Raw genomic sequence first — 22,113 nt, forward strand, 5'->3', positions numbered from 1 at the left:
TCCTCGCGCCGACGTGAGCGTCCGATCGGGCGATAGCTGGTCGGGGTTGCGCAGCTCGATCGGGCGCTCACGTCGGCGCCTCGGCTTTGGCTTTGGCTTTGGCTTTGGCTTTGGCTTTGAGAGCCGCTCACTCGGCCGCGGCCAACCTGGCCAGTGCCTGTTGTCGTCGTGCGATGATAGCAGGATCGTTTATGAAATCCGTCCTGCGCCCCGGTTTTGTTCCGCGCTTCTTGTAGCCGGTCTGCTCGCTGTTGGTCTTGATCTTCGGCGGAGGCCGCGCCTCGTCCTGCTGAGCCTTGATCCAGGTCAGCACTTCGCCAAGCCGCTTGTTCTCGGTGATCGCCGTGTGGGTTACACGCTGCTCCTTGTCGAAAATCGTATAGGGCAGGGAACACGCCTTCCAGCGAACGTCGACGCGGCCGTCTGCAAACTCGTAGATATCGACGTACTTGCCGACCAGCCCGCGCGAAAGCTCGTTCTGCTCCAGCATGATCTGTCGCCGTTCATATGAAAACGACAATTGCCGGCCGACATAACGCTGCTCCCGCTTGCACAGCACGTCACGCAGCCGATCCGGCGCAACATTCAATGCGCGATGCAAGTTGTCCGGTCGGGCAGGGACCTTGGCAAACCTCTCGTTGAAGTCGGTCGTGAACGCCGGCAAGAACGCATTGGCAGCCGCCATATCCGATATGCCGGCGAGACGCAGTTCTTTCACGAGGCGGTCCTGCAGCGTGCGATTGACCCTTTCGACCCGGCCTTTGGCCTGGCTAGAATTTGCGCATAGGATCTCGATGTTGAGTTCCGCCAGAGCACGGCCGAACTGCGTCATACCACGGCCGGCCTTGGCGTCCTTCTTGGGAACGCGGAACACCGTGTGCTTGTCGGAATAGAACGCCACCGGACAGCCATGCGCCTTCAGATAGAGTTCGAGCGCCTCGAAGTAGCTGAAGGTGCTCTCCGACTTCACAAAGCGAAGCTGCTGGAGCGTGCTGGTCGCGTCGTCGATGAAGACGAGCAGGGTGCATGGATCGCCCCGCTCCTCGAACCAGCGATGATCGCTGCCGTCGATCTGCACCAGTTCGCCATATGACTCTCGACGTAATCTGGGCTGATGGAACGTCCTGCGTTGCTTTCGGGACAGCCAGATTCCGGCTTCAGCCATCCATTTGCGCAATGTCTCTCGCGACACGACCAGGCCGTGGTTCGCTGCCAGCTTCTCGGCCGCAAAGGTTGGCCCGAAGTCGAGATAATGTTCCCGAACCAACTGAACCGCCAGTTCGCCGACGCCAGCGTCATATCGATGGTTCGATGGTCGTCCTCGTGCCTTGTGCCGAAGTGCGGCGGCGCCTTCGGCCCGGAACGCCTTCAGCAGACGCTGCACCTGACGCGTCGTCATATCCAGGACATGCGCGGCCGAGACAACCGTCATGCGCCGCTCCAAAACCTTCGACAGCACCTCGATACGCTGCAGCTCGCGCTCGCTCATCAATATCAGTCCCAATCTGCAGCCTCCCATGCCATCGAAGTGAACACTGGCACCTCAAGGGCAGGAGCGACATTCCAACTTTGCAGAAACAGGACATTTCTATTTTGCGGCAATACATCATGTGGCGGCGATGTAGAAATGTCGCGGGTTGTGCAAAATAGAAATGTCGCCTCCCACGCTTGGGAAGGCAGGGCGCGGCAAGTTAGAAATGCGACAGTGAGGCGTTTCCTCGCGCCGACGTGAGCGTCCGATCGGGCGATAGCTGGTCGGGGTTGCGCAGCTCGATCGGGCGCTCACGTCGGCGCCTCGGCTTTGGCTTTGGCTTTGGCTTTGGCTTTGGCTTTGGCTTTGAGAGCCGCTCACTCGGCCGCGGCCAACCTGGCCAGTGCCTGTTGTCGTCGTGCGATGATAGCAGGATCGTTTATGAAATCCGTCCTGCGCCCCGGTTTTGTTCCGCGCTTCTTGTAGCCGGTCTGCTCGCTGTTGGTCTTGATCTTCGGCGGAGGCCGCGCCTCGTCCTGCTGAGCCTTGATCCAGGTCAGCACTTCGCCAAGCCGCTTGTTCTCGGTGATCGCCGTGTGGGTTACACGCTGCTCCTTGTCGAAAATCGTATAGGGCAGGGAACACGCCTTCCAGCGAACGTCGACGCGGCCGTCTGCAAACTCGTAGATATCGACGTACTTGCCGACCAGCCCGCGCGAAAGCTCGTTCTGCTCCAGCATGATCTGTCGCCGTTCATATGAAAACGACAATTGCCGGCCGACATAACGCTGCTCCCGCTTGCACAGCACGTCACGCAGCCGATCCGGCGCAACATTCAATGCGCGATGCAAGTTGTCCGGTCGGGCAGGGACCTTGGCAAACCTCTCGTTGAAGTCGGTCGTGAACGCCGGCAAGAACGCATTGGCAGCCGCCATATCCGATATGCCGGCGAGACGCAGTTCTTTCACGAGGCGGTCCTGCAGCGTGCGATTGACCCTTTCGACCCGGCCTTTGGCCTGGCTAGAATTTGCGCATAGGATCTCGATGTTGAGTTCCGCCAGAGCACGGCCGAACTGCGTCATACCACGGCCGGCCTTGGCGTCCTTCTTGGGAACGCGGAACACCGTGTGCTTGTCGGAATAGAACGCCACCGGACAGCCATGCGCCTTCAGATAGAGTTCGAGCGCCTCGAAGTAGCTGAAGGTGCTCTCCGACTTCACAAAGCGAAGCTGCTGGAGCGTGCTGGTCGCGTCGTCGATGAAGACGAGCAGGGTGCATGGATCGCCCCGCTCCTCGAACCAGCGATGATCGCTGCCGTCGATCTGCACCAGTTCGCCATATGACTCTCGACGTAATCTGGGCTGATGGAACGTCCTGCGTTGCTTTCGGGACAGCCAGATTCCGGCTTCAGCCATCCATTTGCGCAATGTCTCTCGCGACACGACCAGGCCGTGGTTCGCTGCCAGCTTCTCGGCCGCAAAGGTTGGCCCGAAGTCGAGATAATGTTCCCGAACCAACTGAACCGCCAGTTCGCCGACGCCAGCGTCATATCGATGGTTCGATGGTCGTCCTCGTGCCTTGTGCCGAAGTGCGGCGGCGCCTTCGGCCCGGAACGCCTTCAGCAGACGCTGCACCTGACGCGTCGTCATATCCAGGACATGCGCGGCCGAGACAACCGTCATGCGCCGCTCCAAAACCTTCGACAGCACCTCGATACGCTGCAGCTCGCGCTCGCTCATCAATATCAGTCCCAATCTGCAGCCTCCCATGCCATCGAAGTGAACACTGGCACCTCAAGGGCAGGAGCGACATTCCAACTTTGCAGAAACAGGACATTTCTATTTTGCGGCAATACATCAAAGTCGCATAAGATAGATTATGGAACCAACGCCGCCACAGCCAGGACGGGAAGCGGCCCTTTGCCAGATGGCCCCGCCATTGCCGATCCGTTGAGACGTTGCGGCTCTATTCCAACATCAAGATTTTCGGACGCGACCGGCAACAACGATATGCGCCAGACCCGCCGCCATGAAATGAAGGTCCGAGCGTCTGGCCTGCGGCATCCACAACGCCAACGTCCATACGCATCATATTGATTGGATGGGAAACTCCAGCGCCATGCCGTCATAGGCAGGCTCGACAATATCCGGCGTCTCGGCGCGCACGGTTTCGTAGTCCAGCGGCACATGCATGTGCGTCAGCACCGCCTGTTTGGGTTTCAGCCGTTCGATCCACTCCAGCGCCTCGCCAAGCGAAAAATGACTGGGATGCCGCCGGTATTGCAAGGCGTCGATGATCAGCAGGTCGAGCCCGTTCAATCGCGCCGCCGTTGCCTCTGGGAAAGCGCTGACATCGGGACAATAGGCAATGTCGCCAACCCGGAAACCGAGCGAGGTGATGTCGCCATGCACCTGCGGCAACGGCTCGAAGGCGAGGGCACCGCCCTCTCCTTCCACCGTAATTGGCCGATCGTGATCGATATTGCGCGCCCACAGGATCGGCGGATACGAGCTGCCCGGAGGCGTCTCGAAGCAATAGCCGAACGCCTCGCGCAGCCGCGCCATGGTGAAGCTATCGGCATAGATATCGATCAACCGCTTCTGTTCCAGCACATAGCCACGCAGGTCGTCTATGCCGTGAATATGGTCGGCATGCGGATGGGTGTAGAGCACTGCGTCGATGCGCTTCACGCCGGCCATGAGCATCTGGGCGCGGAAGTCCGGTCCGGTATCGATGACCACGGTGGTGCGGCGTCCGTCTTCCTTGATGCGCTCGAACATGGCCGCGGCGCGCATGCGGCGGTTCTTCGGATTGGCAGGATCGCACGCGCCCCAGTCACCGGTGATGCGCGGCACGCCCGGCGAAGAGCCGCATCCCAGGACGGTAAAGCGCAGCCGGTCGCTCACGCCTTCGGCACCACTTCATCCGGGCTCGGCATCTTGCTGAAAAGACGGAAGAAATTATCTGTCGTCAGCCGCGCTACCTCGGCGCTGTCGAGACCGATCGTCTCGGCCAGAACAGCCGCCGTATGGGCCACAAAGGCAGGCTCGTTGCGCTTTCCGCGGTGCGGGATCGGCGCAAGATAGGGCGCATCGGTTTCCACCAGCAGGCGGTCAAGCCGCACGGCGGCGGCAATGTCCCTTATGTCCTGCGAGTTGCGGAAGGTGAGTATGCCCGAAAACGATACATAGCCGCCCAGCGCCACGCCGACCTCGGCCAGCCGTTTGCCCGACGAGAAGCAATGCAGGACGAAGGGGAAGGCCCCCTTCCCGGTTTCCTCTTCCAGTATGGCCGCCATATCGTCGTCGGCCGAGCGCGCATGAATGACCAGCGGCAAGCCGGTTTCGCGCGCGGCCGCTATGTGGGTGCGGAAACCCTTGGCCTGCGCATCGCGCGGCGCATGGTCATAGTGGTAGTCGAGGCCTGCCTCGCCGATGGCGACCACCTTGGGGTGCCCGGAGAGACGCACCAGTTCCTCGGCGGTCACGTCCGGTTCTTCGGCCGCATTGTGCGGATGAGTGCCGATCGAGCAGTAGACTTCGTCGAAAGTCTCCGCAATTTCGCGAATCTGGTCGAATTTCCGCACACGGGTGGAAATGGTCACCATGCGTTCGACGCCCGCCTCCCGGGCGCGGGCAATGATCGCAGCTCGCTCCTCGGCGAAATCCGGGAAATCCAGATGACAATGGCTGTCGACCAGCATCAGGCGTTCTGCTCCGGCTCGACATAGCGCGGGAAAACGGGCTGCGGAGCCGGCAGCGCCGCCCCCGGCGCCAGCGCCTCCAGCGTATCGACACGGTCGAAGCCGCGCTCTCCCTCGTCCACCGCCAGCAGATCCAGCAGCTTGGCCGCGGAACCGGGAATGAAAGGCTGGCACAGGATGCCGACGCGGCGGATGATCTCGGCGGTCGTCCACAACACGGTTTCCATGCGCGCCGGATCGGTTTTCTTCAGCGCCCAGGGCTCCTGCCCCGCGAAATAGCGATTTGCCTCGGCCACCACGCCGAAGATCGCCGCCAGCGCCTGATGGATCGCCTGCTCGGCCATCGCCTTGCGTGCGGTCGCCAAGGCATCCACCGCCTGCGCGAGGATGGCCTTGTCGGATTCAGCGAGGTCGCCACGCTTCGGCACCACGCCACCGCAGTTCTTGGCGATCATCGACAGCGAACGCTGCGCCAAATTGCCGAGATCATTGGCAAGGTCAGCATTGGTACGATTGACGATCGCCTCGTGGCTGTAGCTGCCGTCCTGCCCGAACGGCACTTCGCGCAGGAAGAAGTAGCGCACCTGATCGACGCCATAGTGCTCGGCCATCGTAAACGGATCGATGACGTTGCCGAGCGATTTCGACATCTTCTCGCCGCGGTTGAACAGGAATCCGTGGCCGAACACGCGCTTCGGCAGTTCGATGCCCGCCGACATCAGGAAGGCCGGCCAGTAGATGGCATGGAAGCGCACGATATCCTTGCCGATAATATGCGCATCGGCAGGCCAGAAACGCCATTTTGCTTCATTTTCATCTGGATAGCCGAGTGCGGTAATGTAGTTGGTGAGTGCATCCACCCACACATACATCACATGCTTCTCGTCGCCCGGCACCGGCACGCCCCAGTCGAACGTGGTGCGCGAGATCGACAGATCCTTCAGGCCCGAGCGAACGAAGTTTGCCACCTCGTTGCGGCGCTCGGCCGGCCCGATGAAGTCCGGCTGATTTTCGTAGAGTGCCAGGAGCTTGTCCTGATAGGCGGAGAGGCGGAAGAAATAGCTTTCCTCCTCGACCCATTCGACCGGCGTGCCCTGCGGCCCGTAGCGCACGCCGTCATCGCGCAACTCGGTTTCTTCCTCGCCGTAATAGGCCTCGTCGCGCACCGAATACCAACCCGCATAGCCGCCCTTGTAGATGTCGCCTTGGGCGGCCATCGCCTTCCAGATCGCCTGCGAGGCCTTGTAGTGGCGCTCTTCGGTGGTGCGGATGAAATCGTCGTTCGAGGCATTCAACGCCGTCGCCATGCGCTGGAACTCGGCAGCGTTGCGATCGGCCAGCTCGCGCGGCGAAATGCCTTCCTTGCGGGCCGTCTGGAGCATCTTGATGCCGTGCTCGTCGGTGCCGGTGAGGAAGAACACGTCCTTCCCGTCGCAACGCTGGAAACGCGCCAGCGCATCCGTGGCGATCAGCTCATAGGCATGGCCGATATGCGGCTTGCCGTTCGGATAGGAAATGGCCGTGGTGATGTAGAAACTGTCGCGCGACATGAAATGAACCGTCTTGAAGCCTGCAGGGTACGAATGTGCGGTGGATATAGCATCGGAATGGCGATTGCCATCCCGCGGCAAGGCGGAGCATCACATTCGAAATGCAGAATTCAGGCGGTCGATCATCGAAAGCGCGTGCTGCTTCTTGTCGAGGTTGTAGGTTTCCATTTCGATTATCGCATCGCGCGCTTCCTGCCAAGCGTCGGTTAGCATCTTGGCGCGGGCGAGATCGCCGGCAAGGGCCGCCTGTCGCGCGGTTTCCGAAAGCAGGTCCAGCGCATGGCGGTTGAAGATATCGAACGGAACGGCCCCATCACGGCCCGCGACCACATCGGCCAGCCGATGGGCCGCGGCAATTTCATAACGGGGTGAACGCACCAGATTTTCCAGCGCTTCGGCAATTTCCAGGCCACCATATTGCCAAAGCAGGATGGCAGTGCGCACGCTGCCCCCTGCCCGCTCCAGCAGCCCGCCGTCGCCGGCCGGCTGCCCCACGGCTTGCAGCACCTGCCCGAGGCTCTGCGGCTCCAGTGGCGACAACCGCACCACCTGGCAGCGCGAGCGGATCGTCGGCAACAGCGAGCCCGGCGCATGAACGATGAGGATGAACAGCGTGCGCGCCGGCGGCTCCTCCAGGTTCTTCAGAAGCGCGTTGGCCGCGTTGGCATTCATGTCGTCGGCCGGATCGACGATGACGACACGGTAGCCGCCGTCATGCGAGGTCAGAGACAGGAAACCGCCGACCTTGCGGATCTCGTCCACCGTGACCACCGACTTGAAGGCTTTGGTGCGCTCGTTGAGCGGCCGCGTAAGGTGCAGCACGGAAGGATGGGCGCCTTGCGCGACCTGCCGGAACAAGGGCGATGCCGGATCGGGAACCGCTAGTTGTTCGGGTGCCTCTTCATGGCGGGGATATTTCAGCAAATGATGGGCAAGATGGAAGGCGAACGTCGCCTTGCCGATCCCCACCGGCCCCACGAACATCAACGCATGCGGCAGCTTGCCGGCGCGATAGGCGCTTGCCAGCATGCCGGCCGCTTCCGCGTGCCCGACCAGAAACGGGGTTTCGGCAGGTTCCGGCACGCCGTCCAGCGTGTCGTGCTGTTCCGGGGCCAGCCGTTCGAACATCATTCGGCCGCGCCTTTCGACCGCTTTGCAGGCATCCGCTTTTCGAGCCGCTCGAAGACCGCTTCCGTAACGGCGTCTTCCACATCCTGTGGAGTGGCGGCGGCGTCGATCACCACGCAGCGTTCCCGCTCCGCTCTCGCGATGGCCAGAAATGCCTCGCGCCGCCGCTCATGGGTCTCCACCGTCTCCTTCTCGAAACGATCCGGGACGTCGCCGGCGGAACGGCGTGCATTGGCGCGCTTGAGGCCCTCGACCGGATCGATATCGAGAATGACCGTCATGTCCGGCATCATGCCGTTCACCGTCACCTTCTCCAGCGCGTCCATGAATTCGGCCGGCAGACCGCCGGTCACGCCCTGGTAGACCCGCGATGAATCGACGAAACGGTCGCACAGTACGATGGCGCCGCGCTCGATGGCTGGCCGGATAAGCTGCTCGACATGATCGGAACGGGCCGCCGCGAACAGCAATGCCTCCATTTTGGGGCCGAGCGCTTCGGCCGCGCCCGATAGGATGACATGGCGCACGGCCTCGGCGCCGGGCGAGCCACCCGGTTCGCGCGTGACGACGACATCATATTTCTTGGCGCGCAGCTTCCTGGCCAGCCGCTCGATCTGGGTGGACTTGCCGGCCCCCTCCCCACCTTCGAAGCTTATGAAGAATCCCTGGCGCACTGGCTGATGTTTCGTCCCATTGTCGCGGTATCGCTACCGCTTATCAGCGCAGCCACCCGATGGCCAGTTCCTTCACGGCATCGAAGGCACGGCTGTGAAGTTCGCCAACCTCGACAGTCTCGGCGGCGAACAGCGGCATTTCCTGGCTGAGCGTGTCGCCGATCCATATGCGCAGCGACCCGACCGGCTGCCCTTCCTCCACCGGAGCGGGTAGCGGCCCCTGATAGACGATCCTGGCCGTCAGCTTGTCGCGATTGGCGACCGGCAGCAAAAGGTCCACCGGCCCCCTGGCCTTCAGCGCCACACCGCTTTTGGCGCCGCCATAGACCTGCGCGGTGCCCACCACTTCGTCAGCCGCGAAAATCTCGGTCTTCTCGAAGGAGCGCAGCCCCCATTCCAGCAGCTTGCGCGCCTCTTCCGCGCGCTCGCGGTCGGAGGCCAGTCCGCTCAGCGCCGCGATCACCCTTCTGCCGTTCTGGGAGATCGCGCCGACGATGGTGAAACCGTTCTGCTCGCTGGCGCCCACGGCCAGCCCTTCGGCGCCTATATCCATGGCCAGCAACGGATTTCGGTTGCGCTGGGTGATCTTGTTCCAGGTGAATTCGGTTTCCGCAAACAGGCCGTAGAGGTCGGGATAGGTTTGCTGGAGATGGCGGGCAAGCTGCACGAGCTCGCGCACCGTCGTCACCTGCCCCTCGGCCGGAAGGCCGGTCGAGTTGACGAAGACGGATTTCTGCAGCCCGATCTTGCGGGCGCGCTCATTCATCTGAAGGGCGAAATTGCCTTCCGAGCCCGCCACGCCCTCGGCAATGACGATGCAGCCGTCATTGGCCGCCTGCACGGCGATGCCGCGCATGAGGTCTTCCAGACGGATGCTCGACCTCACGGCGGCAAACATGGTCGAAGTGCGCGAGGGAGCCCCGCCGGTGCGCCAGGCGTTCTCGCTGACGACGAAGGTGTCTTCGAGGGTCAGGCGCTTTGATTTCACCGCATCGAAAGCCATTTCAAGGGTCATCAGCTTGGCGAGCGACGCCGGCTGGACCGGCGCGTCGGCATCCTTGGCGAACAGGACGCTGCCCGTTTCTCCATCGACCATGAAAGCCTGCGCGGCCTTGGTTTCGAACAACTGGGCGAAGGCCGCACCGCTTCCCGCCCAAATGCAGGCAAATACGGCAAGGCCGATAAGCGGAACGCGCGGGAAAAATGACATGAAGGAACTTGTCCGTACTGCCTTGGCGGAAAGTGCCTCAGGCTACCAGTCCACGACCCGCCAAATCAACAGCCGTGCGCAGTCACCAACAGCCCTTGTGCCGCGTCAGTTGCGAACCACCAGCGCATCCGGCGCGCCGCTTGCCCAAGCGGCCTGCAGCATGGTGTCGAGATCGGCATGGCCATCGGCATAAACTTCGACGGCATGCCACTCCCTGCCCCCGGCCATGGAGCGCTTGACCGTGACCTTGCCGATGCCGGAGAGGCGCCGGGCGACCTCACGGGCAGCCGAGGCGCTGTCGAAAGTGCCCGCCGCGATGTAATCGCCGGGGCCTGCCTGCCCGGGATTGTCACGCTTCCACGAGGCCGCCACCGCCTGCGACGTCAGGCCATTGCCATCCAGAGCCGCAAAAGCCTGAGCCGCGCTGGCAATACGCTCGTCGGCATAGGAGAGCGACGCGAGCGCAAAAGGCGAATCCGACGGCAGGCCGGAATCCGGCCGGATCGGCACGATCGGCCCGTAATCGGGCAGTGGAACATCGCCGAAAGCCAGCGCCTGCCCCGCGTCGGGGAACGGCGTTCTGCGCCCGCCGCCCAGGCTCGGCGTTGCGCCATTCATGGCGATCATCACGCCCGTCGGCAGGCCGACCGATGGATCGGGCGCGCGATTTCCGGGTTGGTAGGAGGCCACCAGATAAGGCTCGTCGTCGCCGTCCAGAGGAGCACGGCCGATATAGTCGACCTTCACCTTGGCGGTTCCCGCGGCGCTGTAGCCCAGCATGTCGGCGGCTCGTTTGGACAGGTCGATGATGCGATTGCCGTGGTAGGGTCCGCGATCGTTCACGCGCACCACCACGGAACTGCCATTTGCAACGTTTGTGACGCGGGCATAGCTCGGCAAAGGCATGGTCGGATGGGCTGCTGTCAGGTGGGCTGTGTCATAGATTTCGCCATTCGCCGTCAGACGCCCATGGAAGGCATCGCCATACCAGGAGGCGGCACCGACCTTGGAGTATTTCGGGTCTTCCTTGGGATAATACCACTTGCCGGCGACCTGATAGGGCTTGCCGACCTGGTCGCGCCCGCCTCCCCGCTTGATCTTGGTGCCGTAGGCGACACGCGGGCTGGCCTTCACGCCATATTTGGATTCGGGGAAATATTCCTTGGAGCGCTTGGCCGACGCCTCCTTGGGCTGCGGTGTCCCGCAGGCTGCAAGGGCGACCGCCGATACGGCAAAGGACATGATTGTGAAAGTGCGACGAAGACGCCGTCGCGCCACGGCCTGCATGTAAGACAATCCCCTGACTCAAGAAGAAAGCCTTGCTATCGGAAGCCCGAACCGCGCGCTTCCGAAGCCAGACATCCTGCTTCCGCTCATTCGCATTTGCGCAGGAATTCGTTATCGGCCCATTAACCGATTGTGGCGGGAACTGGGCGTCTTTGTGTCAGTGTGCGCTCGGCATGGCAATTTGCGGCCAGCTTCACTTTCTGCGTCCTCCTGCTCATACTATCGCGAACATCTTGGAGCGGAGATTAAGTAGCATGGCGAAGCTTGTCTTCGGAATGAACCAGTCACTGGACGGCTACGTCGACCACCAGGAATTTGCGCCAGATCCCGCACTCTTTCGTCACTGGATTGAGCACGTGCGCGATCTGACCGGCAGTGTTTACGGCCGCCGCATGTACGAGGTCATGCGCTATTGGGACGAAGACCATGCTGACTGGAATGCGGAGCAACACGAGTTCGCGACGGCGTGGCGGCGCCAACCGAAGTGGGTCGTATCGCGCTCGTTGAGATCAGTCGGCCCCAACGCCACCCTTGTCCGGGATGACATCGAGACGGTGATACGCGACCTGAAGGCGCGGCTCGGCGGGGAGATCGCTGTTTCCGGACCAGACCTGGCCCGAAGCCTGACCGACCTTGGCCTTATCGATGAGTATCGGCTCTACTTCCACCCCGTCGTGCTTGGTCACGGCAAGCCCTTCTTTGCCGGCCCACGGCCGCCGCTTCGCCTTGTTTCCACCGATCTCATTGGCGAAGGCACGGTCAGGTTGACATACGTTCCTGCCTAGTCGGGAGCGCTTGCAATTTCACGGCAAACACCCAGAATTCCGGTCCTTTACGAAAATTGGTGGCGGGCCGAAGCCGACGAAACAGAGAACTACATCTACGCTATAGCCCTCCAAAAATGAAATGCGAACGAACGGTTACAGTAGGGAGTAAGCCGACCGACTGGTTTGCGTAACTTCTCCGGGAAAGCCGAATTCCAATTGTTAGCATAAAAAGCCAGCGCGTGAGCACTAGCGCTGCGCCCGAGATTCCTGTTCCCCAGCTAGCTTAGTAATCCGCCTCGTTATCTCGGGCCCTTGGATACCCACCAACCATGGGCCATCCGGTTGCAGTCTTTCTGAAAAGCTGACCCAGCCCAACGCCTAGCTGACGATCACCGGCCAGAAAGCAGCGCTCACAGATGTTACCCCAAGGACCGCCGCGCTGTAGTGGGCCATCGACCATGTAATCGCCCTCCACGAACACCTTTCCGCAGCCGTCGCATGCCTCAACGCGGCCTATCCATTCGTCTTGCCTTGCTTTGGTTATGTCGTCCTCGAACATGGACATGTTAATCGGTTCGCTTTCTGGTGTCTCGTAATCGAGGGGCCTATCAAAAATACTGGGCGGGAGGCCGATCGCCAAGCCGGTCGCAAACATTGTCCTCGTCTCGAAATCGACAGCGTTAATGCGGGTAAATCCGGAGAACAACGCACCGGCTCCGCTGGATCGAACCAAGCCGTACGCTGTGTTGGTGGTTATCCATCGGAGGTCTATGTTGATAACAAACCGCCAATCTGGAAACGCGTGATAGATGTGAGGGTCATATTCTAGATTGCCCGTGAAGGACGTCATCTTTCCCTCTGGACGATAAAGGGGCACGTTTCGGTTCCTGAATCGCAAACGCTCGAAAGAGACGACCTGGCCCACATACCCTTCATGAGCGAAGCCAATCTTGTCCACCAAAACGGACTCCATGGGCAGGTTCTCGATAACCCGGCGATATTGTTCCATTAGGTAGTTGAGCTCAGACAAGTGTGTAGTGCCCGGGATAGGATGATGGCGAACTTGAAATCCTAGCGTTGCAGCAAACTCATCAAGGCGTGGGACATTCAGATAGGTGTATTGGGAAATAATTCTCGCGGACCAACGCTGCGCCAACGTTAATTGGCTCTCAAGCCACGCAAGATATTCTTTTCTAATTCGGTGCAGACGCTCGACGGGATACTCATCTTCATTATCGTCGATAACCTTATGATCTTCACGACATAGCAACATGAGGTTGTCGGGGCCGTCCCGGTCGCCAGAGAACGCTACGCGACCACGTGCGGCCGCGCGCTGAGCGCCAACGATGTGTGCAATTTCTCCGGTTAGTGACCGTCCGCCGGCTGCCGATTCCCATACGACCTTGCGGCGACACATTGCGCATCGAGCTGCAAAGACACCCCATATGAATTTTTGCGTGGTGGAACTTAAGGCCATGACTCTGATTACATCCAAGAAACAGATTTTGGTGCGTCCCTAAGCCTTCAGAAGGTCGGCTTTATTGATTTGTGCCAGAGCCTCACGGAACCAGATTTGGTATTCGGCTGACGCCGCACCAAACTCCTCATTGAGGTCTATCTCGGTCACGTTAAAGTCTTCAGGAAGCGAAAATCGCAGCTCATGTCTGAGCAAACAAGCCACAACATAATCATAGCTGATGCTATGATCTTCGTGGTGCTCGATTGCATAGATGCCGAACCGGTCTGCTATCAAAGGGTCGAGGATTGTGTAGATAAATTCCAATGATAGCTCGCTGAGATCGCCATCATTTGGTGGGCAAAAGTGTTGGATCGCGTTGCGGGCTTGGCGTAAGCGCTCATAGCACTCGGGATTGGGAATCCTCAGGCCAGTGGCGGCCCATAGAACCTGCGGCAGCTTTTCGAAATCGTGTGTCCGCCCACGCGTTAGCAGCCGCTCGAGGTCAAGCTCATCAAGATTCTTATCGTCCAAATTGACGAGGTCCTTGAAAATCAACAGCGGGTGTTCGGTGGCTATAATCGCTTTGAGGAACAGCTCCCCAGCATGGGCGGTATTCAGCACCGACATCAACGGCCAGTGCTCGTTCCCAGGGTCCATGAAGACCGCGTGGTGGTTCGCCTGGGTCAGAGCGGCTCTGGCTAGACCAAGGATGCGATCCGGGATGCTGCGAAGCTCTTCGTTCATTGGCGTCGGCTACGCATTTAAGCAGATCACGACGAGCTGTGAGACCTGATCCCACAGCGCTGTCAGGTGGCTCGGTGAAGGCGCGAAGTCTGGTGAGTGGACGTATCGGTTCATCGTGTCGACAGAAAAGATGCCATCAGCGCTCTCCAGCTTTCGGATTACGCCAGCATATTTCCCGTCAATTCTCCGCTTTGCCTCAAGGTCGGCGCTGACCTTCTTGACCTTGTTTTTCAGACTGTCGTTAGGATGGACGCCTGCGAGGTTGGTACGGGTGATGTAGTTGTCGATCGACAACTCGAAGAGCACGCGGAAAAGCACCGAGATGGCATTGGGATGATCGTCGAGCTTCAGCTTGAACTGAAGTTCGTCCCATATTTGCCGCTGGCGCTGCACGTGAGCTTGCCAGATAACCGCATGGTTCACCTGCGGGACCAAGGTCGAGCGCTTGATCGGCTTGACAGCCGGCGGGGGGCTGGGCGGAGAACTAGGACCTGGGCCGATGCCACTGCCGGGTCCGGTCCCAGCGCCGGGACCAGTGCTAGTAGGCCCCGGCATCCTTGGCGCTGACGGGAACGGCAACGGCGGCAGCGGGAGGACACCTTCGGTCTCTAGGCGATCAAGGTAGGCGACCTTGCCTTCGTTGTTCCACAGGTCGGCCAACACAACAGTGCGGTTTGCCAAATCCTCGGCAATGCGTCTGAAGATGGGCAGTACCAAAGGCTCAGGGTGAGTGAGCTGGAATTTGCTTCGGTTGACGCTGACGCCGACGCGATTGCGCAGTCCTTCAGAAGAGAGAAGCCGGTTGGCCGTCGACCAGGGTATCTTTTTCGCCGGCAACATACCGGCAGCCTCCAGGCACTTCTCGATTTCGTCGGCGACGTTCACGCCGGCGCCCTTGCCGGTTCGCTCGACGAATGTGGCCGTCATCCGGTCTGTCCAAGGGTTGCGACCGACACCACCCCGCGTGCCGGTGTGTCGCCTCAGGAGGATTTCGTCGATCCGCTCGCGATTGGTCTCTATCTGGCAATCTAGCCGGTCGGGAAAAACGCCCTTCCAGTTCGCCTTCAACTCCTTGAAGAAGACTTGCAGTTCCATGCTAGGCGCGCGCTTCGGCTGCGAAATGAGCTTGAGACAGGTGACACGGCGGTTGCCGTCGAAGACGACGTAGTTTGAGCCGTCCGGCCAAACCAGCGGCGGCTCGTAAATCTCGCCTGTCTCGGCGAGGTCCTTTGCCAGCTTTCGCATGGCACTCTCATGATGCGTGAATAGCCAGGCGATGGCGGCCGTTTCGTTCTCCAACTCGCCGTGCCGGTCGTTTGCGCTGTTCACCAAAAGCGCTTTAAGCGCCAATTTCTTATACGCCATACCCCATCCCCCAGAACGGGACCTTAGCAGTGATGGATGGACTAGGGTACAGCCCTTTAAAACCAGTGTGTTCTGCTGAGAAGCCCGCTAAACCGAAGCTCACTTCGATTGTAGAAAAATAGCACCTTTGATGACTAATATTTTAATCCCCTATACTAAAGACGATACGCTACTCAACTTGGTCGGTTACCGAGGTTCCCAACTTTGAAATAAGCTTTTCTTTATTGGACTTCGCCCACTTTAGGAAAAGGTGGCAGGTCGGTCCTGAGAAAATTGGTTTGAGTGTGACGATCCAGTTTTCATATTCGTCCTTTGGCAAGCAGACCGCGCCAGAAATAAATGCAGGCTGCTCGAAGGGTGGAATCTGCCCTACAGCAGCCTTTTGCATGCGGAAGAAATTTTTATTGTTCGTTCTGCTCCGGATAATGTGAAGCTGCCTCTTATCCAACAGCGATGGCAGGTTCTCGATCTTCTTGAACTGTACACCTTTTATTGGCACCGTGCCGCGCGCAAACAGTTCGAGCAGCCATGTCCGGATGACTTGAATGCTGGATGCGGGGGGCTCCAAAATCGCTGAAACAACGCTATCAGTGAGATCGTCGAAGCAGCCGGGGATTTCCTCCTCCAGCGCTTGCATCAGGAGGCTGACTTCCTTGGCGAATACTACCAACTCCGAAAAGTTTGATATGATGAATTCGATGGCATCTGGAGGCCTCACGATTTTAAGGGCGCGGAAGATCACCTTGATCCGGCCAACGTCATAGTCCTCTTTGCCAATTTCCTCCTGAAGAAATCCAAGCAAATTAAGCGCTTTGAGAGCCTCTATATCCTCAGGGTCCGGTGAATCCTCGAAATAGATATCCGCAGTCAAGGTTTCGAGCGCATCACCCTCGGCTTCTTCCGCAATATCGCTTGTTAGCCCCTTAAGAACATCAACATACGCGCTCCGCGACATTACTCTAGTCTTTGCAGCGTTGAGCGATAAACCCTCGTTTATGCTGAGCTGCTGTGCCAGAAAGCTCAGGACATCGTATGGATTATCTCCTGCATTCAGAAAGATGCGAAAATCATCGACGAACCGCGTGGCGATGATGCCGTGGTCTATGAGCGCCCGATCGGTGTCGGAAAGGGACAGTTCAGCTAACAGTCTCGCTGCGGTGCCGCCAACCGGTAGCCCAAACGACTGCTTCGCCCGGATAACCTTAATCACTTTCTTGATGTATCTCGCGGCCCCGTTCGCGGGGGCGGCTTCGTCGAGCAGATTTTCCAAGCGGTGGAAATTTATGCGAGCGTAGAAATCCGAGATATCTGTCAGCACCACCTGCTTGATCTTGAGGTTTCCCTGAATACGAGTCTGCTGCGCATGGAGCCAGTCTTTAAATGTACGGTTCGGGAGAAATAGTGATCCATCGGTCGTGCTGTCGAAACGGTACGAAAACGCCTCAAGGCCTTTCGCATTAGGTCGTCTTGCCTCGATCAAAGAGCCGATCTCTATCACCGCAGCTAGAAGCAATACGGTATCCACAGCACTTAACTGATGAGTGATCCTGAAGCCAAAACGACTCTTTGGCGCAAGAGCCTCGAACGCCCCACCTGGGTTGTAGGAATCCAGGTCAAGCTCCTTGAGTTCGGTGATGATGGCTGTGCTCTCATCTCGAAAGAAAGCAAGTTCTGGCAGGTGCGGAAACACATCGGTGTCCCCGTATTTGCATAGATGCTTGATCGACTTATCAAGTGCTGAAACGGAGAGCTTAAACCCCACGACTACCTACCTTGCGGTCCAATTTAGAACGGAATTTGATTGCCCATTGCGTTATCTTGTGCGGGAGGCTCCTGTGCCTCTTGATCTTCCGGAGCAGGAAGTGGCTGGACTGGATTTGCTGCTCGGAACACCTCCAGAAAGTGTTCGCGATTGTTCAATTTCACCAGCACCGGATTCTCACAGGACGAGGCTTTTCCGAAAATCACGGCATGCCGCGCCTCAAGACTAGGCAGCACTCCGGCATAGTCCCTGCCGATATAGTTGGACAGGAATTCCTTGCCCGTATCGTCGAAGGTTCTCATGGCGAAGATCGTATTGCATTGGTTGAGGATGGTCTTCGTTACGTTGGCCGTGCGCTGCGTGATGAGTAGGCAGCCGAGGCCGTATTTGCGTCCTTGCAGGATCGCCCGCGCGCTTCGCGCCGTCGCCGCCTTGTCTCCTTCCGCAACCACCGAATTCCACTCGGGGACGAGGGAGTGCGCTTCCTCGTAGACGAGGCACACCCGCGCCCGGTCAATCATACCGCGTTCCTGGCATATTGTTAGGGCAGCATCCGATATGATTGCCGTGATTTCGGTAGGAGTGAGGGTCGCCATATTCGCGTTACCCTGAAACATACCGCCTGCCTGCCGCGTGACCTCGAACTGAGCAGGATTGAGGACACGCAGCCACCGTTGTTCGTCCGGATTTACAAAATCACGGAGTTGCTCCGTGACCCGTGCCCGAAACGCTAGATGGCTTCCGCCCTGTTCCTGATTTTGGTGTGGAACGCCCCCCTGTCCTGCGACGGCCAACTCCTGCTGACGTGCTTCTTCGTAGGCCGGATCGATGAATTCAGACAGCAACTGAGCATACTGATTGGTGAGATCGAGGCAGATCACCTTGATCCCATCGGCAATCATTCGTTCGACCAGTTCGATCGATAGATAGCTCTTGCCGATACCGAGAATGCCGAGGATCGCGGTATTGTGCGTCACCACGTCCGAGATATTCAGTCCAACGCCGAAACTCGTACTCGGAAAATGCCCGACCGCATCGGGAGAGACAGTATGCTCGTCGGAATCGAGCAGAAAGACGGGCGCGTTGATCCGAGGCAGCCATTTTACCGGTACGAATTTTCCGACCTCCGTGTCCCATCGTCCGATCTTCCGCGCCTTGGCCCGAGCATAGCCGTAGGTGTTTTTCTGCTGGACAATTTCCTCTCTCGTCAGTCCGTCGATGATCTGGAAAATGGCGTGATGGTCACCAATACGGGTTTCCACCAGCCGCCCTTCCGCGAGTTCCCAATCTTCAGTGACCTCAAACAGGACGTAATCTAAATTTGTGTCGCTGACGACGACGCCGCATAAACGGTTGATCCATTGTATGGCGGGCACATCGGCCAATTCTTCCGGCGTGGCGGATAGCGCGAGCGCGATGCCTGCTCCTCTTGTTTCTGGTAGCTTGCTGATACGGCTCTTCAAGCCTTCCGGCAGTCGCACGGTGAGCACACGAAGCAGATTTCCTTCGTCGCGCCCCACATAGTTCAGGGCGACGCCCAGCATCCAAGGTCCGTTGTTGTCGGCCACCACCATCGGTGTACCGCGCGGCACGCTGCTATCGCCGAGCTGTCGCACAAGCACGATTCCAGGCGACTGATAGGCCGCTATTGCGCCGATCACGTGATCGGCTTTGACCGCGTCCCATTGTTCTCTGGCCCAGTCGACGAAGCCGAAGATCGATTCCACCGGCCGCAGCACGACGATAACAGCCCAGGCGCTAAGAATGGCCGCGACCTCGTCCGCACGCGTTCGATGAAAGAGCCAGACGCATAGCAGGATGACGATCGTGAAGATCACAACCGGGCTTCCCAGCCCGCGAACCGCTTTGTCCGCGAGGCGAGCAAGGGGGCGAGTTTCGGCACCGATTGGGGGCCTGATGAGAAGGACTAAGACCGATACAACACAGATGGCCGCGCAAAGCGCGATAACGCTCCACAGCAGCGTAGCATCGGCGCTATCTGGCGTAACGACGAGCGACCCAGCGATCAGAGCTGCAAGCGCCATGAATGCGTTCGTTGCTGCATCCGCAGGAGGCGTGAAGTGAGGATTGAGGAGACGACTGCCGAATAGGAGACTGGCGAATCCGCTATAAAGCCAGATGGCATTCTCGTTAGGCGTGAAGCCAGTCGAAACGATCCAATACTGGATCAACGCCAGCAAAGCGGCGTAAATTATCAAGCTGGCGACCCTGTGCCGCGTCTGTCGTCTTGCCGCTTCCACGATCTCCCCCCTTCGCCCGTATGAGAGGGTAGGAGATAGTCTCAGGCGTGTCGATCACTTAGATTTGGCACCAGACTATTTTAAGATGATGCCGCTTCACTCCGAAAGCTATAGATGCGTGCGCGATTGGAGGGGCCAATACTATAAGCCTGATATTTGCCGGGTTGGTCGGTCTCGTTCCCGCTGGCGTGGCGTTTGGCATCCTCGCCCTCTTGGGGAACCGCGATCGCCCTCGGGCCGGCGCGGCTGCCGCCGCTTGATCCTCAACAGGTTTGCTAAGGGCCTTGCCCTCGCGCCAGCAAGGTAAGTGGAACCGCCCGGGGCGGTATCCCCAGCCTTCCGCGCCCAATTGGCTTGTGCAGGCCGGGTGATCCCCCTCCACCCCGGCCGCCCTTGCTCGTTGCTACCCCAGTCTCGGCGACGGCCAGAAGGTCAGGCGCGGCGTTCCGCTTCGCTGACCTTCAGACCCGAGGATCAGAGACATGACCAACCTATCCCACAGCAGCCTCCGCATCTATGTTGCTTGCCTTGCAGCTTACAATAACGGCTTTCTGCATGGAACTTGGATCGATGCGGATCAGGACGCTGACCAGATCAGGGACGAGATTGCCGCGATGCTTGCTCGTTGCCCTATCGAGGACGCGGAGGAATACGCCATTCACGATTATGAGGGCTTCGAGGGCGTCAACATTTCCGAATATGCTGGCATCGACAGCGTGGCGCGGATGGCCGCTTTCATCGCAGAACATGGCGCACTTGGCGCGGGCCTGCTGGAACAGTTCAGCGGCGACATCGACCAAGCCGAAACCGCCTTGCAGGATTGCTATCATGGTCAGTTCGACAGCCTCGCCGAATACGTGGAGGAATTGACCACCGAGAGCGTCACGATCCCCGAGGCGCTGCGCTGCTATGTCGATTGGGAGGGGATGGCGCGCGACGCCGAGATGGGCGGCGATCTGTTCACTATCGAGACGGCGCACGGCGAGGTCCATGTGTTTTCCAACAGATGAGAACATGACTGCCTGTCCCTGTTTATACGGGCAGGCATCGCGCAAGCTCCGGCTGTCGCAAGCTAAAAACACCAAAAATGATCGGGTTAGCCGCTCAAGGTATCGGCTTTGAGCGGCTTCTATATCTCCAGTGTTCCTTGAACCTCTCTTTGCCGGGCGCTGCCCAGCATCCCGGCTTGGGGAGGTGACGCCATGCTCAGCATCGATTGGCGATCTCCGGCGGCATATGGGCACACAAAGCACATCCCTGCCGCTGGTTTCGCTTGGGAATATTTGCGCCGCAATGACGAATATCGTCAGGACTGCCAGACCATCGCATTGACCGGAGGGACGGCCACCCGCGACCTTGAAGAGTTCGCGCATCGCTGGGGTTTGCGATTTCCCGTGCGATCCCGACGGGCCGCATGATCGGCAATCGCTGATCTGGAGTCCGCGCCTTCAACCGCAAGCCGTGAGGTTGTCGCCCGTCGATCACAAGGACGACGACACCGAACCAATATTGACGCTGGCGCATCTCGACGGCCTTGACCTGCGCCGCGCCGCCGATGGCTGGCACGGCATCTGGCAGGTGGATGGCGTCGCGCACCAATTTTGGCTGCCCGAGTCAACGCCGGATGCCGCCGCTTTCTATGCCGTCACCCTGCCGATGGATGCCTTTCTGGAGCTGCGCGCCCATGCCGCCCGCCGCCTTTGGCGATCCCTCAACGGCCGCGCGCCCGGTCCCGACTTCCGTGCCGTTCCCGCCCAACTCCGGCAATGGCATATCCTGTCCCTGCGCGCGCTCGACGCACGGCTGAGCGGCGAGAGCTATCGCACTATCGCCGAAATCCTGCTCGGCTTTCGCGGCACCAAGGAGGATTTCGAGAGCGATCCGCGCAAGAACAAAGCCCGCCGCCTGGTCGCGCACGGCATCAAGATGATGCGCGGCGGCTATCGCCTTTTGCTCCACTATCCGATCAAGCCCGGCAAACGTTGATGGGCGCGGCCACTGACCTCACGCCCTATTGGCTGCCGCCTGTTCCAGAATTTTCCGATAACCCTCGCGCGACAGCCATTGCGCACGTTCGAGATGGCTTTGCCAGCAACGGCGGGTCCGTAGTTCCTCAGCGACCGGATCGCGGTGCAGCACGATCCGCGCGACTTCCTTCCAGTCCGCGCCCTCAGCCTTCGCATCCAGCAAACGCAGATAGGTGACGTAATGCTGTTCGTCATAGACGGTAATGGTTTCGCCGGTCGGCGCTTTATCATCCACATCGGGATCGAGTTCGACGGGAACCCGCATAGCCTTCCCTTCATCTGGAAAGGGCCTTGCTTGCGGTGCGCCCCCGCAAATAGCCCCTCAACCTGGTGATCGGGGAGTTAGTAACCGTGACTAGACGGCCCTATGACCTTTGGGCGAGAAGCCTTGGACATACGCCATAGGCTCCCCGACCATAGGTTCGAGGATCATGGTGCCGTCACGGCCGGCACCAACCGCTAGTCAGGGGTTACTAAGCCCCGGAACAGCGCGTCTGTTCCGGCTACATTCTTAGCCGAACCGCGTGCGAATGTCTTCGCCTATTCGGCGCGGCAGGCTATGAGCCGCTGAAATCCCTCATCATATTGGACGCGCGCCGCCCCGAGCGGGGGGTGCCGCCAGCGCATAGGCGCAAATGCGGCACGCTACGCGCCGCCGATCCCTCGCCATGGTTCGCCACAGTCCGCTGCCGCCCATCGGCAGCC

Annotated in this window: 19 protein-coding genes; 4 read left to right on the forward strand and 15 right to left on the reverse strand. The window is 59.5% G+C overall.

The features are described 5' to 3' along the window. Window positions 1-127: 127 nt before the first annotated feature. The 9 genes from ACVCNR_RS01485 to ACVCNR_RS01525 all read right to left on the reverse strand — a co-directional run bounded on the left by ACVCNR_RS01485 (window position 128) and on the right by ACVCNR_RS01525 (window position 11,023). A complete protein-coding gene (locus ACVCNR_RS01485) occupies window positions 128-1,504 on the reverse strand; it encodes an ISNCY family transposase (protein ID WP_447073557.1) in 1,377 nt (458 codons plus the stop codon). 344 nt (window positions 1,505-1,848) lie between these two features. Then, entirely contained in the window at window positions 1,849-3,225 is a 1,377-nt protein-coding gene (locus ACVCNR_RS01490) for an ISNCY family transposase (RefSeq protein ID WP_447073557.1), read from the reverse strand. A gap of 333 nt (window positions 3,226-3,558) precedes the next feature. Next, entirely contained in the window at window positions 3,559-4,377 is an 819-nt protein-coding gene (locus tag ACVCNR_RS01495) for an MBL fold metallo-hydrolase (RefSeq protein WP_354192428.1), read from the reverse strand. Continuing rightward, on the reverse strand, window positions 4,374-5,174 hold the full coding sequence (locus ACVCNR_RS01500; RefSeq protein WP_447073559.1) for a TatD family hydrolase: 801 nt from the start codon (window positions 5,172-5,174) through the stop codon (window positions 4,374-4,376). Before ACVCNR_RS01500 ends, ACVCNR_RS01495 begins: the two co-directional genes overlap by 4 nt. Continuing rightward, on the reverse strand, window positions 5,174-6,724 hold the full coding sequence (gene metG, locus ACVCNR_RS01505; protein ID WP_354192424.1) for a methionine--tRNA ligase: 1,551 nt from the start codon (window positions 6,722-6,724) through the stop codon (window positions 5,174-5,176). Before metG ends, ACVCNR_RS01500 begins: the two co-directional genes overlap by 1 nt. A 90-nt stretch (window positions 6,725-6,814) precedes the next feature. Beyond that, window positions 6,815-7,855 (reverse strand): DNA polymerase III subunit delta', encoded by a 1,041-nt coding sequence (locus ACVCNR_RS01510; protein ID WP_354192422.1) that lies wholly within the window; start codon window positions 7,853-7,855, stop codon window positions 6,815-6,817. Then, window positions 7,852-8,526: a dTMP kinase gene (tmk, locus tag ACVCNR_RS01515; RefSeq protein ID WP_447073560.1), complete on the reverse strand. Its 675-nt coding sequence runs from the start codon at window positions 8,524-8,526 to the stop codon at window positions 7,852-7,854. Before tmk ends, ACVCNR_RS01510 begins: the two co-directional genes overlap by 4 nt. Before the next feature lie 43 nt (window positions 8,527-8,569). Continuing rightward, window positions 8,570-9,736: a D-alanyl-D-alanine carboxypeptidase family protein gene (locus ACVCNR_RS01520; protein ID WP_447073562.1), complete on the reverse strand. Its 1,167-nt coding sequence runs from the start codon at window positions 9,734-9,736 to the stop codon at window positions 8,570-8,572. Window positions 9,737-9,841: 105 nt separating this feature from the next. Further along, the gene (locus ACVCNR_RS01525) at window positions 9,842-11,023 is read right to left on the reverse strand and encodes a septal ring lytic transglycosylase RlpA family protein (RefSeq protein WP_354192419.1); all 1,182 of its coding nucleotides are present in this window, start codon (window positions 11,021-11,023) and stop codon (window positions 9,842-9,844) included. 254 nt (window positions 11,024-11,277) lie between these two features. Between ACVCNR_RS01525 and ACVCNR_RS01530 the strand changes: the two genes are divergently transcribed. Then, the gene (locus ACVCNR_RS01530) at window positions 11,278-11,808 is read left to right on the forward strand and encodes a dihydrofolate reductase family protein (RefSeq protein ID WP_447073564.1); all 531 of its coding nucleotides are present in this window, start codon (window positions 11,278-11,280) and stop codon (window positions 11,806-11,808) included. A 265-nt stretch (window positions 11,809-12,073) separates the two neighbouring features. Here ACVCNR_RS01530 and ACVCNR_RS01535 read toward each other — a convergent pair whose 3' ends face one another. The 5 genes from ACVCNR_RS01535 to ACVCNR_RS01555 all read right to left on the reverse strand — a co-directional run bounded on the left by ACVCNR_RS01535 (window position 12,074) and on the right by ACVCNR_RS01555 (window position 19,381). Beyond that, window positions 12,074-13,267, reverse strand: a complete 1,194-nt coding sequence (locus tag ACVCNR_RS01535) for a hypothetical protein (RefSeq protein ID WP_447073565.1) — start codon at window positions 13,265-13,267, stop codon at window positions 12,074-12,076. Window positions 13,268-13,306: 39 nt separating this feature from the next. Continuing rightward, the gene (locus ACVCNR_RS01540) at window positions 13,307-13,993 is read right to left on the reverse strand and encodes a hypothetical protein (protein ID WP_447073567.1); all 687 of its coding nucleotides are present in this window, start codon (window positions 13,991-13,993) and stop codon (window positions 13,307-13,309) included. A gap of 9 nt (window positions 13,994-14,002) precedes the next feature. Then, the gene (locus ACVCNR_RS01545; protein WP_447073568.1) at window positions 14,003-15,358 is read right to left on the reverse strand and encodes a hypothetical protein; all 1,356 of its coding nucleotides are present in this window, start codon (window positions 15,356-15,358) and stop codon (window positions 14,003-14,005) included. Between the two features lie 169 nt (window positions 15,359-15,527). Then, the gene (locus tag ACVCNR_RS01550; protein WP_447073570.1) at window positions 15,528-17,120 is read right to left on the reverse strand and encodes an RNA-directed DNA polymerase; all 1,593 of its coding nucleotides are present in this window, start codon (window positions 17,118-17,120) and stop codon (window positions 15,528-15,530) included. Window positions 17,121-17,143: 23 nt separating this feature from the next. Then, on the reverse strand, window positions 17,144-19,381 hold the full coding sequence (locus ACVCNR_RS01555) for an ATP-binding protein (protein WP_447073571.1): 2,238 nt from the start codon (window positions 19,379-19,381) through the stop codon (window positions 17,144-17,146). Window positions 19,382-19,863: 482 nt separating this feature from the next. Between ACVCNR_RS01555 and ACVCNR_RS01560 the strand changes: the two genes are divergently transcribed. The 3 genes from ACVCNR_RS01560 (at window position 19,864) to ACVCNR_RS01570 (ending at window position 21,367) form a co-directional block, all read left to right on the forward strand. Further along, entirely contained in the window at window positions 19,864-20,391 is a 528-nt protein-coding gene (locus ACVCNR_RS01560) for an antirestriction protein ArdA (RefSeq protein WP_447073573.1), read from the forward strand. A gap of 192 nt (window positions 20,392-20,583) precedes the next feature. After that, a complete protein-coding gene (locus ACVCNR_RS01565; RefSeq protein WP_447073575.1) occupies window positions 20,584-20,799 on the forward strand; it encodes a transcriptional regulator domain-containing protein in 216 nt (71 codons plus the stop codon). 43 nt (window positions 20,800-20,842) lie between these two features. Further along, window positions 20,843-21,367 carry a DUF2285 domain-containing protein gene (locus ACVCNR_RS01570; RefSeq protein WP_447073577.1) on the forward strand — a complete coding sequence of 175 codons (525 nt, stop codon included), beginning with the start codon at window positions 20,843-20,845 and terminating at the stop codon, window positions 21,365-21,367. 18 nt (window positions 21,368-21,385) lie between these two features. Here the strand turns inward: ACVCNR_RS01570 and ACVCNR_RS01575 are convergent, their stop codons facing one another. After that, a complete protein-coding gene (locus ACVCNR_RS01575; protein WP_447073579.1) occupies window positions 21,386-21,673 on the reverse strand; it encodes a DNA -binding domain-containing protein in 288 nt (95 codons plus the stop codon). Window positions 21,674-22,113 lie beyond the last annotated feature (440 nt).

The organism is Aquamicrobium terrae (assembly GCF_052978165.1).